Genomic DNA, 15,558 nt, shown 5'->3' on the forward strand with positions numbered 1-15,558 from the left:
ACGGGGCGCATGGGAATGTTCGGAACCAGGATCATCGTGGTGGGCGCCGGTATCGGCGGGCTGACCGCCGCGCTGGCGCTCAAGGCGCGCGGCGCCGATGTCACCGTGCTGGAACAGGCCGATGCCATCGCCGAAGTGGGCGCCGGGATCCAGGTCAGCCCCAATGGCGCCGCGGTCTTGGGCGCGCTGGGGCTGGGCCCGGCCTTCGAGGAGATTTCGGTCCGGGGTCGCGCGGTGGTGTTGTCGGACTACCGCCGCCCGGGCGAGGTGGTGCGGCTCGACCTGGTGCGCCATGCGGGCGACCAGCGTTATGCCTTCGTACATCGTGCGGACCTCGTCGACCTTCTGGCCGAGGCGGTGCGCCGGGCAGGCGTGCATGTCAGGCTGTTGCAGAAAGTGGACCGTGTCGATCCCGGGTCACCACCGGTCCTGCATATGTGCAATGGGGCCCATCTGACGGCCGATCTGGTGGTGGGGGCAGACGGGCTGCACTCGCGCGCCCGCGCCGCGCTGAACGGGGCGGGCAAACCTTTCTTCACCGGTCAGGTTGCGTGGCGCGCGACCGTACCCAACATGGTCGGCCTGCCGGACGAGGCGCGGGTCTATATGGGGCCGGGGCGACATCTGGTCTGCTACCCGCTGCGGGGTGGAAGCCTGGTCAATCTGGTCGCGGTGCAGGAGCGCAACGACTGGACCGCCGAAAGCTGGAGCCAGTCCGACGACCCCGCCAACCTGCGCGCCGCGTTTGCAGATTTCACCGGCCTGCCCGCCGCCCTTCTGGCGCAGGTGAGCGCGCCGGGCCTCTGGGGGCTGTTCCGTCACCCGGTGGCGGAAACCTGGCATCGGGGCCGGGTCACTCTGGTCGGCGACGCGGCCCACCCGACGCTGCCTTTCATGGCACAGGGCGCCAACATGGCGCTCGAAGACGCCTGGGTGCTGGCCGATGAACTGGGGAAGGCGCCGGGGATCGAACTGGGTTTGGCCGCCTATCAGGCCCGCCGTCAGGCCCGCGCCCGCCGGGTGATCGCGGCGGCTAACGGCAATGCCTGGAAATACCACCTGCGCAGCCCGCTGCGCGGTCCCGCGCATCTGGCCCTGTCGCTGGGCGGCAGGCTGGCGCCCGCCCGCATGGTGCGCCAGTTCGACTGGCTCTACCGCCATGACGTGACAAAGGGCGCGTAAACGGCCCTCTCTTTCTTCTGTTCGAAAATACCTCGGGGGAGTCGCGCTTGCGCGGCGGGGGCAGCGCCCCCGGACCCCCCGGCGGCTCAGATATCCAGCTCGACCCAGACAGGCACGTGATCGGACGGCTTGTCGCCGCCGCGTACCTCCTTGTCGATACCGCAATCGCGCATCAGGTCGGCGGCCTGCGGGGTCAGCAGGAAATGGTCGATGCGAATACCGTCATTGCGGTTCCAGGCGCCGGCCTGATAGTCCCAGAACGAATAATGCCCCGGCCCCTGCACCCGTGCTCGGAACGCCTCGGTAAAGCCCAGGTTCAGGATCCGGCGAAAGGCGGCGCGACTTTCGGGCCGAAACAGCGCGTCCTCGCGCCAGGCCTCGGGGCGCTTGGCGTCCTCGGCCTGCGGGATGATGTTGTAATCCCCCGCCATAAGCGCCGGTTCCTCTGCCGCCAACAGCTCTGCTGCGCGGGTCCGCAGCCGCTCCATCCAGCGCAGCTTGTAGTCGTACTTTCCGCCCGGCACTGCGTTGCCATCCTCGGTCAGTTCGACCGGGTTGCCATTGGGCAGGTAGAGCCCGCAGATCCGCAGCGCCTGTTTGCCCACCACCGTGGCCTCGATCCAGCGCGCCTGTTCGTCGCTCTCGTCGCCCGGTAGCCCGCGCGAGACATCCTCGAGCGGAAGTTTCGACAGGATCGCCACCCCGTTGAAGCCTTTCTGGCCATGCGTTTCCACGTTATATCCGCGCTCTTCGAACAGATCGCGGGGGAAAGCCTCGTCCACCGACTTGATCTCTTGCAGCAGCACGACATCGGGTTGGGCGTTATCCAGCCAGTTTGGGAGCGCCTGGGCGCGGGCCTTGATCCCGTTGATGTTGAACGTGGCGATCTTCATGTCCGGGTCCCCCGTGCTGGCTTTGCCCCGATCTATCCCCGATCCCGGCGGCGGGGGCAAGCGATGCAAGAACCCGCAGATCGGCAAGTTCGGGCGAATTCGTCCCGCCGATTCGCTTTGAAGTTGCCGAACTTTTGCCCCAATTCGCTGAATTTTCGGGTTGTGGATAAATTTTTTTCAATGATTTCCGTGGCCTACAATTTTATTGAATGACTTATTTTTGCCTAATTTCCTTAATGTGGATAACTCATTATTTTGCAACGCATGATTGAAAAATATCTTTTCGAGAGCCGTCGGTCCTGCAACCGTGAGGGGGTCATCAACACCAACTCTGGGGGACAGACCAATGACTGCCATGCTCAAGATCAACCAAATCCAAGGCGAAATCAAAGACGGTGCCAGCATGATGGATGGCGACGTAACGGAAATGTTCTCGTCCGGCTCCGCGCCGACAACCTCGGCCCGCGCCATGATGGGCGAGGGCGTTCAGATGTTCTCGACCAGCTGCCAGGCCACGGGCGCCGACACCGCCACAGGCGAGGGCGTTCAGATGTTCTCGACCAGCTGTCAGGCCACGGGCGCCGACACCGCCACGGGCGAGGGCGTTCAGATGTTCTCGACCAGCTGCCAGGCCTCGGGCACCAACACCAGCGCGGGCGAAGGCACCCAGATGTTCTCGACCAGCTGCGAGAAGGTGGGCGCGGTTGCGGTCAAGCTGGGCGAAGGCACCCAGATGTTCTCGTCGGGCAGCTGAGTACGCAACAGGGAAGGGCCGGGCGTTTGTTGGACGCCGCGAAACACGGGAGAACTCTCATGTCGAACGTCATCCAGCTGAACGCCCGGCGCCCAAGCTTCGGGCCCCTTCGGGGGCTCGCGGCGCTGATCGAAGGCTTTGCCAGCCATCGCCGGTTTGGAGACGATGTATTCTGGCTCAAGGAAAATGCCGAGCTGCTGAACATTCTGGAATGCACCGGCCAGGCACCGGGCCAGGTGGCGCTTGAGCCGCATCTGGCCTTTTACACCGACCTGCCAGAGCGGCTGCGCTTCTTTCCGCAATATTACCGGTTCCTGCTGTCGATCTGCCTCGATCTCGAGGATCTGGGGATGCCGGGCGATACCGGGGCTGAACTGGCGGACTGGGTGGCGCGGCAGGGCCTGCCCGAGGCGGAACTGTCCGATTTGCAGCGGGCCGAGGCGCGCCGCCTGCTGGCCCGGCGCGGCGTCGCGATGTCGTCGCGCGATGCGGGTCTGACCGCGCGGCTGCATGATTTCATCGCGCGTTCCGAGACTTTTGCACTGCCCAACAAGAAGGCCGCCTATGAGCTGACCCATATCGTGTTCTACCTGTCCGAATACGGGCGGCGTGCCCCGAACCTGCCGGCCGAGGCGCTTGTCAGCCTCGAATATGCGGGTCTATTGGCCTATCTGGAACAAAACGCGGATCTTTTGGCAGAAATCTGTGTCGCGATGCGCTATGCTGGCGCAAAGCCCTCGCCGATCTGGGAAAACTGGCTGGCGGGCGCACTGGGGGGATTTACCCTTCGCAGCGGAGCGCAGGCCGAGATGCAGGACGATTATCACGAATATCTGGTCTGCGCCTGGGCCTGGCTGGCGGCGGGCCGCGGTGCGCCCGCGCGGGCGGTGGCGCAAGGCCCGGTTTCGTTTCACCGGGCGGCCAATTGGGGCGGACCGCTGCGCGAGATTTCCGAATGTATCTACCGGATGGGCCCGGCGCGCAGTGGCGACTGGGACCGGATGCGTCCGCAGATCGCGGCGCAGTTGAGCGAGACCGGCCATGACATCCTGACCGAGGCCGAGGCCAGCAGCCCGCGGTTCGATGCCTTTTTTGCCGGTTTTGCCCGCAGCAGCCTGATGCGGGTGGCGGGATGAGGGCGGCGCTGACAGGTGGGGGGCTGGTTCTGGCCTATACGGCGGTGATCTCGTCGGCGGATGCCATCACCAAGCTCATCGCCCAGGGGTATGCGGCGCCACAGCTTTACGCGATCTCGGGGCTCATCGTTGCGGCGATCAGCCTCGCGGCGGCGCGGGGTAACCGGACGCGGGCGCTCAGAACCGTCTGCCCCCACGCCATGATGTTGCGGGCGTTGGCAACGGTGGTGGCCTCGCTCTGCTTCTTTCATACCTTCCGGCTGCTGCCTTTTGCAGATGTCTTTGTCTTTATCGGCCTGATGCCGATCGTGGCGGCGCTGATGTCGGGGCTGATGCTGGACGAACATGCCCGTCCGGCGGCCTGGGCGGCGCTGGTGGCGGGCTTTGTGGGCGTGCTCTGCCTGATGCCGGGGGGCATCGGTGCCATCGGGGCGGGGCATCTCTGGGCGCTGGGCGGGGTGGTGACGGGCACCTTCTCGCTGATCCTGTCGCGCTATATCGGCCGCCATGAAAGCAACGCACTGGCGCAGGTATTTTATCCGAACCTGGCACTGGGCCTTAGCATGACGGCGGCGCTGCCTTTTGTCTGGGTGCCGATGCCGATGCTGGATCTCGCCTGGGTCGGCGCCTATGCGGCGCTGCTGTTTCTTGCGCGCTGGCTGCTGGTGATCGCGCTGCGACTTCTGGCGGCCTATGTAGTCACGCCACTTTTGAACCTGCAATTCGTCTGGATGGTGGCGCTGGGCGCGCTGGCCTTCGGCGAATGGCCCGCGCCGATGACCTGGCTGGGCGCTGCCATCGTGATGGTCTCGGGTCTCTACCTACTGTGGGATCAAATGGCCCCAACGCGTGAACGCGAACTGAGCCTGCGAACCGATCCCTGAGGCCTCAGATCGAGAACGAGGTGCCGCAGCCGCAAGAGGCGGTGGCATTGGGATTGTCGATCACGAAACGGGCGCCGATCAGCTCTTCGGAAAAGTCTATGACGGCGTTTTCCAGAAACGGCAGCGATACCGCGTCGACCACCACCCGCTGACCCTGGCCCTCGAGCACCAGATCGTCATCCTTGGGTTCGTCCAAAGCGATCTCGTATTGAAAGCCGGAACAGCCGCCGCCTTCGACCGCGACGCGCAGCGCCTGGCCCTGATCCGCGGCGCCGATTTCGGCCAGCCGGGCAAAGGCGCGGTCGGTGACTTTGGGGGGCAGGCGCATCGCGGTCTCCACGGTTTCTTTCCGGTGCAGCCTGCAATATAGAGTGGGCAGGGACAGGCGACAAGGACGAGACCATTGAAAAGAGCGGGGTTTGCCTCGGATCCGGGCCGCGCGCGCGGGCGGCTGGTGGCCGAAGAGGAAAGCGGCTTTCGCTCCTGTTTCCAGCGTGACCGCGACCGGATCATCCATGCCAGCGCCTTTCGCAGGCTGAAGCACAAGACCCAGGTCTTTGTCGAGCATGAGGGTGACAGCTATCGCACCCGGCTGACCCATTCGATCGAGGTGGCGCAGGTGGCGCGCACCATCGCGGGCGCGCTGGAGTTGAACCCGGAACTGACCGAGGCGGTGGCGCTGGCCCATGATCTGGGCCACACGCCCTTTGGCCATACCGGCGAGGATGCGCTGCATGCGCTGATGGCGCCCTATGGCGGTTTCGACCACAACGCACAGGCCATTCGCATCGTCACCCGGCTGGAACGGCACTACGCCGCCTTTGACGGGCTGAACCTGACCTGGGAAACGCTTGAGGCGATTGCCAAGCATAACGGCCCGGTCACGGGCGAACTGCCCTGGGCGCTGGCCGAATGCAATGCCACCTTTGATCTGGAACTGACCACCCATGCCAGCGCCGAGGCGCAGGTCGCCGCCCTGTCCGACGATATCGCCTATAACAACCACGACCTGCATGACGGGTTGCGCGCCGGGCTGTTCAGCGATGACGAGATTGCCGAACTTCCCATCGTCGGCGACTGTTACGCCGAGGTCGACCGCACCTATCCCGATACCGATGCCTATCGCCGGCGGCACGAGGCGCTGAGACGGGTGTTTGGCGTGATGGTGGCCGATGTGATCGACACGTCGCGTGCGGCGCTGGCCGGATCGGGGGCCGAAAGCGTTGGGGATATTCGCCATCTGGGCCGCCCGGTGATCCGGTTTTCGGATGCGCTCTGGTCCGATCTGCGCCAGATCAGGGCCTTTTTGTTCACCCGCATGTATCGCGCGCCCTCGGTCATGGTGGTGCGCGAACAGGTGGCGCGAGTGGTCGAGGAGCTTTTTCCGATCTATCTGGGCGATCCCCGGCAGATGCCGAAACACTGGCATGGCGAGATCGACGCCGCCCCGGACGAGACCGCGCTGGCGCGGATCGTGTCCGACTATGTCTCGGGCATGACCGACCGCTTTGCCTTGCAGGACCACGCGCGGCTGACCGGAAGCGACCCGATCCGGCACTGACGGGCGCACGCGGGGCTGCATTGACCTTGGCGGTTTGCGTGGTAAACCGCCAGTCAAGCAAAAGGATGCCGAGATGAACCTCTTTACCGAGATGCGCGGCCTCGTTCTGGAGGCGCTGGAACAGATGCAGGCCGGGGGCGCGCTGCCCCAGGGCCTCGATTTCGCCAATGTGGCGGTCGAACCGCCGCGCGATGCCGCCCATGGCGACATGGCCACCAATGCCGCCATGGTGCTGGCCAAGCCCGCCGGCCAGAAACCCCGCGACATCGCCGAAGCGCTGGCCACCCGGCTGGTCGCCGATGACCGCGTGGCCAAGGCCGAGGTGGCGGGCCCCGGCTTTCTCAACCTGACCCTGGCCGCGCCCGTCTGGCAGCGGGTCGTGGGTACCGTGCTGTTGGACGGCACCGCCTATGGCCGCTCGGACATGGGGCAGGGCAAGAAGGTCAACGTGGAATATGTCAGTGCCAACCCCACCGGCCCGCTGCATGTAGGCCACACAAGGGGCGCGGTGTTCGGCGATGCGCTGGCAAGCCTGCTGGATTACGCTGGCTATCAGGTGACGCGCGAATATTACATCAACGATGGCGGCGCCCAGGTCGACGTGCTCGCCCGCTCGGTCTATCTGCGTTATCTCGAGGCGCATGGCCAGGCGGTGGAATTCGCCGATGGCACCTATCCCGGCGAATACCTGGTCGAGGTGGGCCAGGCGCTCAAGGACAAGGTGGGCGACGCCTATGTGGATCAACCCGAAGAGGTCTGGCTTGAGGAAATCCGCAACTTTGCCACCGATGCGATGATGGATCTGATCCGGGCCGATCTGGCCCAGCTCGGGGTCAAGATGGACGTGTTCTATTCAGAGAAGTCACTCTATGGCACGGGCCGGATCGAGGCGGCGATCGACAGTCTGCGCGCCAAGGGGCTGATCTATCGCGGCACGCTGGAGCCGCCCAAGGGCAAGCTGCCCGAGGATTGGGAGCCGCGCGAACAGACCCTGTTCAAATCCACCGAACATGGGGATGACGTCGACCGCCCGATCATGAAATCGGACGGTGCATGGACCTATTTCGCCCCCGATATCGCCTATCATTATGATAAGGTTTCCAGAGGCTTCGACGCGCTTATTGATGTGTTTGGCGCCGATCATGGCGGCTATGTCAAACGGATGAAGGCCGCCGTTTCGGCGCTGTCGGACGGGCGCGTGCCGCTCGACATCAAGCTGTGCCAGCTGGTCAAGCTGTGGAAGAATGGCGAGCCCTTCAAGATGTCGAAACGGGCGGGCAACTTCGTCACCTTGCGCGATGTGGTCGATCAGGTGGGCCCGGATGTGACCCGCTTTGTCATGCTGACCCGCAAGAACGACGCGCCGCTGGATTTCGATTTCGACAAGGTGCTGGAGCAGAGCCGCGAAAACCCGGTGTTCTACGTGCAATACGCCCATGCGCGGGTCTCGTCGGTGTTGCGGCGGGCTGCCGAGGCGGGGATCGACACCTCGGATGCAGCACTGCGAGCGGCCGATCTGGGCCTTTTGGGTCACGAGGCGGAACTGGCCGTCATGCGGAAGCTGGCAGAATGGCCACGCCTGGTCGAGATCGCGGCCCGCACCAACGAACCGCACCGGATCGCCTTCTATCTCTATGAACTTGCAGGAGATTTTCACGCGCTCTGGAACCGCGGCAACGATCTGGTCGAGCTCAGATTTATTCAGGATGGTGATGAAGGCACAAGCCAGGCAAAAATCGCTCTGGCCCGTTCGGTGGCGGTTGTGATTTCAGCCGGTCTTGCTATTCTTGGCGTCACTCCGGCGGAGGAGATGCGGTAACTCGAAACAACACCGCCCAAACCGTCGGCCGAGGCAGTTTCAAGAAATACCTTCGCGTGATCAACGAATTGCGCGATAGGGCAGTGAGGCGGATATGGCGAGTTTCGATTACGCGGGTCACGTGAACCCGAACCAGGTGCAGTATAGCTATCAGATGCCCGGCATGGGGCTGGACGTCGAGGAAGAGGCCCTTGCCGAGGACGTGCGCGAGGACTATGGCCTCGCCCCCGCAAGACCCGGTTTGGCCCGCGCGATCAGCGTTGCCGGGGCGGTTGGCTCGCTGGCGCTCGTCGTGGGCATCGGTATCTGGGGTTACAAGCTGGTGATGCGCGATGTCAGCGGTGTCCCGGTCGTGCGTGCGGTCGAAGGCCCGATGCGCATCCAGCCAGAAAAGCCCGGCGGCACTCCCGCCGATCATCAGGGCCTTGCCGTTAACACCGTGGCCGCAGCGGGCAGCGCCGCGCCGCCCGCCGACCGTCTGGTTCTGGCGCCGCGCCCTGTGTCGTTGAGCGAAGAGGACCTGCCGATGGACGAGTTGCGTCCGACCCAGGCATCGCTTGAGGTCGATGCCGCCGATCCCGAAGCGGTCGAGGCCTTTCGCAATGGCGATATCGACAGGCTGGTGGCGGAGCTGACCGAGGGTACCGCGCCACTGGAAGCGCGCGAGAGCGCCCTGCTGGATGAGGGCACCAGCCGTACCGCCTCGATCGAACAGCCCGAACCCTTGCCCGCCATCGACCCCGCCGACCTGCTGGCCGAGAACCCGCAGCTTGCGCTGGTGGACGAACCCGGCGTGGCCCGGTCGCTGCGTCCCCAGACCCGGCCGCAGCGTTCGGTTCCGGCCGAGACCGAGGCGCGCGCGGCCATGAACGCGGCAGTGACCGCCGCTGTTGGCGCCGCCACCGCGGTGGATCTGGACCCGGCCAGCCTGCCGGTGGGCACACGCCTGGCCCAGCTGGGCGCCTATGACAGCCCCGAGATCGCACGGGCGGAATGGGACCGGCTGAATGGCCGCTTTGGTGAATATCTCGACGGCAAGCAGCGGGTGATCCAGGAGGCCTCCAGCGGTGGGCGCACTTTCTATCGCTTGCGCGCCGCCGGGTTTGACGATCTTGCCGAGGCCCGGCATTTCTGCTCGGTTCTGGTGGCCGAGCGCGCCGATTGCATCCCGGTCACCACCCGGTGAACTTTGGCGCCACCATTCTTGATGCCGAGGGGCTGCGGCTGACTGCCGATGAAAAGGCCCTGTTTCGCGAGGCCGATCCGTTTGGCTTCATCCTGTTTGCCCGCAATGTCGACAGCGCCGATCAGGTCCGCGCTCTTTGCGCGGACATGCGCGATGCGGTGGGCCGAGACTGCGTGATCACCGTCGATCAGGAAGGCGGCCGGGTGCAGCGCCTGCGCCCGCCGCTGGCACGCAACTGGCTCCACCCGCTCGATCATGTGGCGCGGGCTGGCGCAGGGGCCGAGCGCGCGATGTATCTGCGCGCCCGGCTGATTGCGCATGAGCTGCGCGCGGTGGGGATCGACAGCAATTGCGCCCCGATGCTCGATCTGGCGCGCGACGACACCCATCCGTTCCTGCGCAACCGCTGTTACGGCTCTGACCCGGAAACCGTGGCCCGGCTGGGCCGCGCCGTGGCGCAGGGGCATCTGGACGGCGGCGTGCTGCCGGTGGTCAAACATATGCCCGGCCATGGCCGCGCCACGCTGGACAGCCACCATGACTTGCCGCATGTGGCGCTTGGGGCCGAGGCGCTGGATAGCACCGACTTTGCCCCGTTTCGCGCGTTGAACGATATGCCGATGGGGATGACGGCGCATCTGGTCTATGACCGGATCGACCCGCGCCCCGCCACCATCTCGCCGGTGATGATGGCGTTGATCCGCGAACGGATCGGGTTTCAGGGCCTGATCATGACCGACGATATCTCGATGAAGGCGCTGGCAGGCACGATCGCCGACAAGACTGTTCAGGCGCTGGCCGCTGGCTGCGACGTGGCTCTGGTCTGCAACCAGACCCTGGCCGAGCGCGCGGCCGCCGCAGGGGCCGCTGGCCGGATGAGTGTCGAGGCCCAGGCGCGAGCAGAACGGGCGCTTGCTCTGCGTCAGCCGCCGGGGGAACTTGACATCCCCGCCACCGAGGCGGAACTATCTCGCCTCATGGGCGGGCAGGTGTATGACGGATAACCTTTTCAGCGATGAACCGACCTCGGTTGCCGACCGGCTGGCCGCCGAGGCGCTGATCGTCGATGTGGATGGGTTCGAGGGGCCGCTTGACCTGCTCTTGACCCTGTCGCGCACGCAAAAGGTGGATCTGCGCAAGATCTCGGTGCTGGAACTGGCGCGGCAATATCTGGCCTTTGTCGAACGCGCCAAGGCGCTGCGTATCGAACTGGCCGCCGATTACCTGGTGATGGCGGCCTGGCTGGCCTTTCTGAAATCGCGCCTGCTGTTGCCCCCCGACCCGGACGAGGATGGCCCCTCGGGCGAGGAACTGGCCGCGCATCTGGCCTTTCAGCTTGAGCGTTTGCAGGCGATGCGCGATGCCGCCGCGCGGCTGATGGGGCGCGACCAGTTGGGGCGCGACTTTTTCCGCCGTGGCAAGGGCGAGGATATCGCCCGCATCCGCACCGTGACCTATTCCGCCTCGCTGCTGGACCTGATGCAGGCCTATGCCCGCATCCGCACCCGCGACGAATTCCGCCCCTTCGTGATGGATCGTGACAAGGTCTATACGATGGAGCAGGCGCTGGAACGGATGCGCGGGCTGATCGGGTTCGCCGGCAGCTGGACCGATATGGCCAGCTATCTGCCCGAAGGTTGGGGCAAGGATCCGGTGCGCCGCCGCTCGGCCACGGCGGCGACTTTTGCCGCCTCGTTGCAGCTGGTCAAGGAGGGCCATCTGGAAATCCGGCAAAGCGAGCTGTTCGCCCCGATCCACCTGCGCAAGAAAGATACCGAGACATGAGCGACGCGCCCGAGGAAAGCACCGAAAGCCTGTTCGAGGCGCCGCCGCTGGCGGAACAGGAACGCATGGTCGAGGCGGTGCTGTTTGCCAGCCCCGACCCGGTGGGCGTGGGCGACCTGGGCGCGCGCATGCCCCATGGCAGCGACCCGGCCCGGGCGCTTGAGATGCTGCGCAAACGCTACGAGGGGCGCGGCGTGCGGGTGGTGCAGGTGGGTGAGGGCTGGGCCATTCGCACCGCGCCCGACCTGGGCTTCCTTATGCAGAAGGAAACGGTCGAGACTCGCAAGCTGTCGCGCGCGGCGATCGAGACGCTGGCGATCATCGCCTATCACCAACCGGTGACCCGAGCGGAGATCGAAGAGATCCGGGGCGTCTCGGTCAGCCGGGGCACCATCGACCAGTTGCTGGAAATGGAGTGGATCCGTCTGGGCCGCCGCCGGATGACACCGGGCCGCCCGGTCACCTTTGTGGTGACGCCGCATTTCCTGGACCATTTCGGGCTGGAAAGCGCGCGTGACCTGCCGGGCCTCAAGGAATTGCGCGCCGCCGGGCTGCTGGAAAACAGGCCACCGCCGGGCGCCTTGCCGATTGCCGAAGCCCGCGAAGAGGGCGAGGAGAACGAAGGCCAATCCGAGCTTTTTGAAGAAGATTGATGCCGAGGCCCTGAAATTTCCCAAATTTGATGCTATGTCTCTGCCCGGGCAGCAAAGAGGAAAATCTCATGAACGTGAACCAGCTGATCGACATGATCGTCCGCACGGTGGTGCGCCGGGCGGTGAATGGCGGCGTCAATGCGGGCTTTGACGCGGTGTCGAATCTGGGGCGCAAATCGCGCAAGGCTCCGCCACCGCAACACCGACCGGAACCCGATCCCGAGCGCGAACGCATCCGCGAAATGCGCCAGGCGCGCCGCGCGGCACGAAACGAACAAGAACTGTAGTGACCGGGGGTTATGCAGGGGTCTTGAAGTGTTTCGACAGCTTCAGCCCCTGGCCCTGATAATTCGACGCGATGCCCGCGCCGTATAGCTGCGTGGGCTGTTCAGCCATCTTTTCATAGACCAGCCGTCCGACGATCTGCCCGTGTTCCAGCACGAAAGGCGCCTCGTGGCAGCGCACCTCGAGCACCCCGCGCGAACCGGCGCCGCCGGCCTGCGCATGGCCGAAGCCAGGGTCGAAGAAGCCCGCGTAATGCACCCGGAACTCTCCCACCATCGCCAGATAGGGGGCCATTTCGGCGGCATAAAGCGGCGGGATATGCACCGCCTCGCGGCTTACGAGGATGTAGAACGCACCGGGATCGAGGATGATACGTCCATCGCGGCTGCGCACCTCCTCCCAGTATTCCGCCGGGTCATAGGCGCCGATCCGATCCAGGTCGATGACGCCGGTATGCGGTTTGGCGCGGTAGCCTACAAGGTCGCTGCCCGGCAGGCGCAGATCGACCGAGAAGCCCAAACCGTCCTGGATGACCGCGGGGCCATCGACCAGCGGGGTTTCGGCATGCAGCGCACGCAGGGCGGTGTCGTCCAGCACCGCCTGTCCGCGCCGGAACCGGATCTGGTTCAGCCGCATGCCGGGCCGCACCAACACGGAAAACGAGCGCGGGCAGATCTCGGCATAAAGCGGGCCGATGTAACCTGACGGAATGCGATCGAACTCGGTACCACCATCGGTGATGGTCCGGGTCAACAGGTCCAGCCGCCCGGTCGAGCTTTTGGCATTGGCGACGGCGTTGATTTCAGTGGGCAGGGCCAGCGATTCCATCAGCGGCACCAGATAGACGCAGCCCTTTTCAAGAACCGCGCCATGGCTCAGGTCGATCCGGTGCATCTCGAACTCGGCCAGACGGTCGGCAACGCTGTGTCCGGCCCCCGCCAGAAACGAGGCCCGGACGCGATACGCCACGGCGCCCAGGCGCAAATCCAGGCTGGCGGGTTGGATCTGTTCAGGCAGAATCGGAGGTTCGGCACGGATCTCTCCGCCTGCGATCATTGCCTCGATCTGCTGGTTCGGGCACACGCCGGTCATCCCGTTCCCTCCGCGGTCCAGAGGCCCTGGTCTGCCATTTTTTCGTTACGTCGGTGTGATTTGGTCGGGCTAGCAGGACTCGAACCTGCGACCTTCCGTCCCCCAGACGGACGCGCTACCAGGCTGCGCCATAGCCCGACGATGTGGTGTTCATACCGGTTTTCCCGGCAGGGGCAAGAGGAAAACATACCCTTTTTTCTTATCCCGCCTGCCGGTCCAGCCAGGTCTGCAACTTGGTAGCGAGAGGGAGGATGCCGGCCTGCGCGGAAGCGGGCAGGTCGTGGATTTCAGCCAGTGCCGTCAGCAGGCCCGGCTCTGCCTCGATGTCATCGTCGGCGGGGATATCGGCCACCTCGATGTCAAGCGGACGGGGCGGTGCGTCGGCCTCTTGTGGGGGGGTGTCGTCGACCGCATCCTCCGGGGGCTCGTTCTGAACAGGTTCCACAGCCGGTTCAGGCGCAGACAGAATCTCTACATCTCCGGGGGTCTTGTCCTCTTCGTCGTCCTCAGACGGGGCGGGGGACGAATCGGCGACGATCTTTTGCAGAACCTCGGTCGGGACAGGTTCACCAAGGTCCATGTCGAACTGTATGGCGCTGTCCCTGTCAGAGGGCTGAGCATTGAACCGGACCACGTTGCCGCCACTTTGCGGGCCGGGAGAGGCCGAATCCTCCAGATCCTGCGACTGGCCCGAAACATGGGCGACGCCCTGTTCACGCAACAGTTTCTGCACGCCCTTGATGGTCATGCCATCGTCATGCAGCAGCTTTTTGATGCCACCCAGCAACTGCATGTCCGCGGGCCGGTAATAACGGCGCCCGCCGGCACGCTTGACCGGTTTGACCTGGCTGAACTTGCTCTCCCAGAACCGCAGCACATGGGCCTGCACCCCCAGCCATTCCGCGACTTCCGAGATGGTGCGAAAGGCGTCGGGCGATTTGCTCATGAAAACGGACCCTTTGATTTACTTACGGTTTCCGGCGGCAACCCGCTCCTTCATCAGGTGCGAAGGGCGAAAGGTCAGGACCCGGCGCGGCTGGATCGGAACTTCTTCACCGGTTTTGGGATTGCGTCCAACGCGGGCTGATTTGTCCCGCACGCTGAAGGTGCCGAAGGACGAGATTTTCACCTGTTCGCCGCGCACCAGCGCGTCGGACATGTGGTTCAGCATGCTTTCCACCAGCTGTGCGCTTTCATTGCGCGACAGGCCCACTTCGCGGAAAACCGCCTCGCTCAAATCCATCCGTGTAAGAGTTTTGTCACTCATGCCGACCCCCTGTTGCTGACAAAGCATAGGGGGTCAGGAAATTCCCTGTCAATATCAATGAATTGCAAAGCGCAGGATAGGCCGCTACCAGCGCAGAACCACCGCACCCCAGGCCAGGCCGCCGCCGATTGCTTCGGTCACGACCAGATCGCCTGTCTTGATCTGACCGCGCGCCTTGCCCACCGACAGCGCCAGCGGAATCGAGGCGGCCGAGGTGTTGCCATGGTCCTGCACGGTCACCACCACCTTGTCCATCGGCAGGCCCATCTTCTTGGCGGTGCCCTGGATGATACGGATATTGGCCTGATGCGGCACGATCCAGTCCACATCGGCACTGCTCAGTCCGGCCTTGCCCAGAGCGGTCTCGGCGGTCTGGGCCAGCTTCTCGACAGCATGGCGAAAAACCTGATTGCCCTGCATGCGCAGATGGCCGGTGGTCTGGGTCGACACGCCGCCGTCGACATAAAGCAGGTCCTTGTAGCGACCGTCGGAATTCAGATCGACCGACAGGATCCCCCTGTCCTGCGGCGTGCCTGCGGCCTCTTCATATTCCAGCACCAGCGCCCCGGCGCCATCGCCGAACAGCACGCAGGTCGAACGGTCGGTCCAATCCATGATCCGGCTGAAGGTTTCGGCCCCGATCACCAGTACCCGCTTGGCCTGACCCGACACGATCAGTGCGTTGGCGTTGCTCAGCGCATAGACGAATCCCGCACAAACCGCTTGTACGTCAAAGGCATAACCATTGGTCATGCCCAGCCGCGCCTGAACCATCGTGGCCGCCGACGGAAAAGTGAGGTCGGCGGTAGAGGTTGCCAGGACGATGGCGTCCAGCTGGTCGGCGGTCATCCCTGCATCGGCCAGCGCGGCCTCTGCGGCACGGGTGGCAAGGTCCGAGGTCGTCTCGTCCTTGGCGGCGAAATGGCGCCGTTCAATCCCCGACCGGGTCCGAATCCATTCGTCGGTCGTATCCAGGGTTTTCTCGAATGCCGCGTTGGGAACGATCTGTTCGGGAAGATAGTGCCCGACACCTCTGACAACTGCGCGGCCTGCCATCGATT

General features: G+C 64.6%; 17 protein-coding genes and 1 tRNA gene. 11 read left to right on the plus strand and 7 right to left on the minus strand.

From position 1 onward, the window contains the following. The first annotated feature begins 9 nt into the window (after positions 1-9). The gene (locus AC2FNA_RS14320; RefSeq protein ID WP_496827615.1) at positions 10-1,182 is read left to right on the plus strand and encodes an FAD-dependent monooxygenase; all 1,173 of its coding nucleotides are present in this window, start codon (positions 10-12) and stop codon (positions 1,180-1,182) included. Positions 1,183-1,268: 86 nt separating this feature from the next. On the opposite strand, the gene xth is transcribed toward AC2FNA_RS14320, so the two are convergent. Further along, the gene (gene xth / locus AC2FNA_RS14325) at positions 1,269-2,075 is read right to left on the minus strand and encodes an exodeoxyribonuclease III (RefSeq protein ID WP_496827617.1); all 807 of its coding nucleotides are present in this window, start codon (positions 2,073-2,075) and stop codon (positions 1,269-1,271) included. A 346-nt stretch (positions 2,076-2,421) separates the two neighbouring features. Between xth and AC2FNA_RS14330 the strand changes: the two genes are divergently transcribed. From AC2FNA_RS14330 to AC2FNA_RS14340, 3 genes are read left to right on the plus strand one after another with little or no spacing between them, the layout of a single operon-like run. Continuing rightward, positions 2,422-2,829, plus strand: coding sequence for a hypothetical protein (locus AC2FNA_RS14330; protein WP_496827619.1), 408 nt, complete (start codon positions 2,422-2,424; stop codon positions 2,827-2,829). A gap of 59 nt (positions 2,830-2,888) precedes the next feature. Beyond that, a complete protein-coding gene (locus AC2FNA_RS14335; RefSeq protein ID WP_496827621.1) occupies positions 2,889-3,965 on the plus strand; it encodes a DUF6902 family protein in 1,077 nt (358 codons plus the stop codon). Continuing rightward, a complete protein-coding gene (locus AC2FNA_RS14340) occupies positions 3,962-4,849 on the plus strand; it encodes a DMT family transporter (protein WP_496827623.1) in 888 nt (295 codons plus the stop codon). The genes AC2FNA_RS14335 and AC2FNA_RS14340 overlap by 4 nt, the downstream gene beginning before the upstream one ends. 4 nt (positions 4,850-4,853) lie before the next feature. Here the strand turns inward: AC2FNA_RS14340 and AC2FNA_RS14345 are convergent, their stop codons facing one another. Next, complete coding sequence (locus tag AC2FNA_RS14345; RefSeq protein ID WP_496827625.1) at positions 4,854-5,177, minus strand: HesB/IscA family protein; 324 nt, start codon at positions 5,175-5,177, stop codon at positions 4,854-4,856. Positions 5,178-5,252: 75 nt separating this feature from the next. On the opposite strand from AC2FNA_RS14345, the gene AC2FNA_RS14350 reads away from it, so the two are divergent. The 7 genes from AC2FNA_RS14350 (at position 5,253) to AC2FNA_RS14380 (ending at position 12,140) form a co-directional block, all read left to right on the plus strand. Further along, positions 5,253-6,410: a deoxyguanosinetriphosphate triphosphohydrolase gene (locus AC2FNA_RS14350; RefSeq protein ID WP_496827627.1), complete on the plus strand. Its 1,158-nt coding sequence runs from the start codon at positions 5,253-5,255 to the stop codon at positions 6,408-6,410. Between the two features lie 73 nt (positions 6,411-6,483). After that, positions 6,484-8,229 (plus strand): arginine--tRNA ligase, encoded by a 1,746-nt coding sequence (gene argS / locus AC2FNA_RS14355; RefSeq protein WP_496827629.1) that lies wholly within the window; start codon positions 6,484-6,486, stop codon positions 8,227-8,229. Between the two features lie 94 nt (positions 8,230-8,323). Beyond that, positions 8,324-9,415, plus strand: coding sequence for an SPOR domain-containing protein (locus AC2FNA_RS14360; protein WP_496827631.1), 1,092 nt, complete (start codon positions 8,324-8,326; stop codon positions 9,413-9,415). Continuing rightward, positions 9,412-10,419, plus strand: coding sequence for a beta-N-acetylhexosaminidase (gene nagZ / locus AC2FNA_RS14365; RefSeq protein WP_496827633.1), 1,008 nt, complete (start codon positions 9,412-9,414; stop codon positions 10,417-10,419). The genes AC2FNA_RS14360 and nagZ overlap by 4 nt, the downstream gene beginning before the upstream one ends. Next, positions 10,409-11,200, plus strand: a complete 792-nt coding sequence (locus AC2FNA_RS14370) for a segregation and condensation protein A (protein WP_496827634.1) — start codon at positions 10,409-10,411, stop codon at positions 11,198-11,200. Before nagZ ends, AC2FNA_RS14370 begins: the two co-directional genes overlap by 11 nt. Then, on the plus strand, positions 11,197-11,853 hold the full coding sequence (gene scpB, locus AC2FNA_RS14375) for an SMC-Scp complex subunit ScpB (RefSeq protein ID WP_496827636.1): 657 nt from the start codon (positions 11,197-11,199) through the stop codon (positions 11,851-11,853). Before AC2FNA_RS14370 ends, scpB begins: the two co-directional genes overlap by 4 nt. A 68-nt stretch (positions 11,854-11,921) precedes the next feature. Beyond that, positions 11,922-12,140: a hypothetical protein gene (locus tag AC2FNA_RS14380; RefSeq protein WP_496827638.1), complete on the plus strand. Its 219-nt coding sequence runs from the start codon at positions 11,922-11,924 to the stop codon at positions 12,138-12,140. Positions 12,141-12,150: 10 nt separating this feature from the next. Here AC2FNA_RS14380 and AC2FNA_RS14385 read toward each other — a convergent pair whose 3' ends face one another. The 5 genes from AC2FNA_RS14385 to AC2FNA_RS14405 all read right to left on the minus strand — a co-directional run bounded on the left by AC2FNA_RS14385 (position 12,151) and on the right by AC2FNA_RS14405 (position 15,553). Next, positions 12,151-13,230: a 2'-deoxycytidine 5'-triphosphate deaminase gene (locus AC2FNA_RS14385; protein ID WP_496827640.1), complete on the minus strand. Its 1,080-nt coding sequence runs from the start codon at positions 13,228-13,230 to the stop codon at positions 12,151-12,153. A gap of 61 nt (positions 13,231-13,291) precedes the next feature. Continuing rightward, a tRNA-Pro gene (locus AC2FNA_RS14390) sits at positions 13,292-13,368 on the minus strand. Positions 13,369-13,429: 61 nt separating this feature from the next. After that, a complete protein-coding gene (locus AC2FNA_RS14395; protein WP_496827642.1) occupies positions 13,430-14,176 on the minus strand; it encodes a MerR family transcriptional regulator in 747 nt (248 codons plus the stop codon). Between the two features lie 18 nt (positions 14,177-14,194). After that, a complete protein-coding gene (gene ihfA, locus AC2FNA_RS14400; protein WP_011048203.1) occupies positions 14,195-14,497 on the minus strand; it encodes an integration host factor subunit alpha in 303 nt (100 codons plus the stop codon). An 84-nt stretch (positions 14,498-14,581) separates the two neighbouring features. Continuing rightward, a complete protein-coding gene (locus tag AC2FNA_RS14405; RefSeq protein WP_234136308.1) occupies positions 14,582-15,553 on the minus strand; it encodes a beta-ketoacyl-ACP synthase III in 972 nt (323 codons plus the stop codon). Positions 15,554-15,558: the final 5 nt, after the last annotated feature.

This window comes from Ruegeria sp. YKSD163, from assembly GCF_059612905.1.

What these genes read in the sequence shown, in the direction of transcription:
- argS (WP_496827629.1), top strand. Translation starts at nt 6,484, where the DNA reads ATGAACCTCTTTACCGAGATGCGCGGCCTCGTTCTGGAGGCGCTGGAA.
- AC2FNA_RS14395 (WP_496827642.1), bottom strand. Translation starts at nt 14,176, where the DNA reads ATGAGCAAATCGCCCGACGCCTTTCGCACCATCTCGGAAGTCGCGGAA.
- AC2FNA_RS14370 (WP_496827634.1), top strand. Translation starts at nt 10,409, where the DNA reads ATGACGGATAACCTTTTCAGCGATGAACCGACCTCGGTTGCCGACCGG.
- AC2FNA_RS14330 (WP_496827619.1), top strand. Translation starts at nt 2,422, where the DNA reads ATGACTGCCATGCTCAAGATCAACCAAATCCAAGGCGAAATCAAAGAC.
- xth (WP_496827617.1), bottom strand. Translation starts at nt 2,075, where the DNA reads ATGAAGATCGCCACGTTCAACATCAACGGGATCAAGGCCCGCGCCCAG.
- scpB (WP_496827636.1), top strand. Translation starts at nt 11,197, where the DNA reads ATGAGCGACGCGCCCGAGGAAAGCACCGAAAGCCTGTTCGAGGCGCCG.
- AC2FNA_RS14345 (WP_496827625.1), bottom strand. Translation starts at nt 5,177, where the DNA reads ATGCGCCTGCCCCCCAAAGTCACCGACCGCGCCTTTGCCCGGCTGGCC.
- ihfA (WP_011048203.1), bottom strand. Translation starts at nt 14,497, where the DNA reads ATGAGTGACAAAACTCTTACACGGATGGATTTGAGCGAGGCGGTTTTC.
- AC2FNA_RS14340 (WP_496827623.1), top strand. Translation starts at nt 3,962, where the DNA reads ATGAGGGCGGCGCTGACAGGTGGGGGGCTGGTTCTGGCCTATACGGCG.
- AC2FNA_RS14405 (WP_234136308.1), bottom strand. Translation starts at nt 15,553, where the DNA reads ATGGCAGGCCGCGCAGTTGTCAGAGGTGTCGGGCACTATCTTCCCGAA.
- AC2FNA_RS14335 (WP_496827621.1), top strand. Translation starts at nt 2,889, where the DNA reads ATGTCGAACGTCATCCAGCTGAACGCCCGGCGCCCAAGCTTCGGGCCC.
- AC2FNA_RS14320 (WP_496827615.1), top strand. Translation starts at nt 10, where the DNA reads ATGGGAATGTTCGGAACCAGGATCATCGTGGTGGGCGCCGGTATCGGC.
- AC2FNA_RS14360 (WP_496827631.1), top strand. Translation starts at nt 8,324, where the DNA reads ATGGCGAGTTTCGATTACGCGGGTCACGTGAACCCGAACCAGGTGCAG.
- AC2FNA_RS14385 (WP_496827640.1), bottom strand. Translation starts at nt 13,230, where the DNA reads ATGACCGGCGTGTGCCCGAACCAGCAGATCGAGGCAATGATCGCAGGC.
- AC2FNA_RS14380 (WP_496827638.1), top strand. Translation starts at nt 11,922, where the DNA reads ATGAACGTGAACCAGCTGATCGACATGATCGTCCGCACGGTGGTGCGC.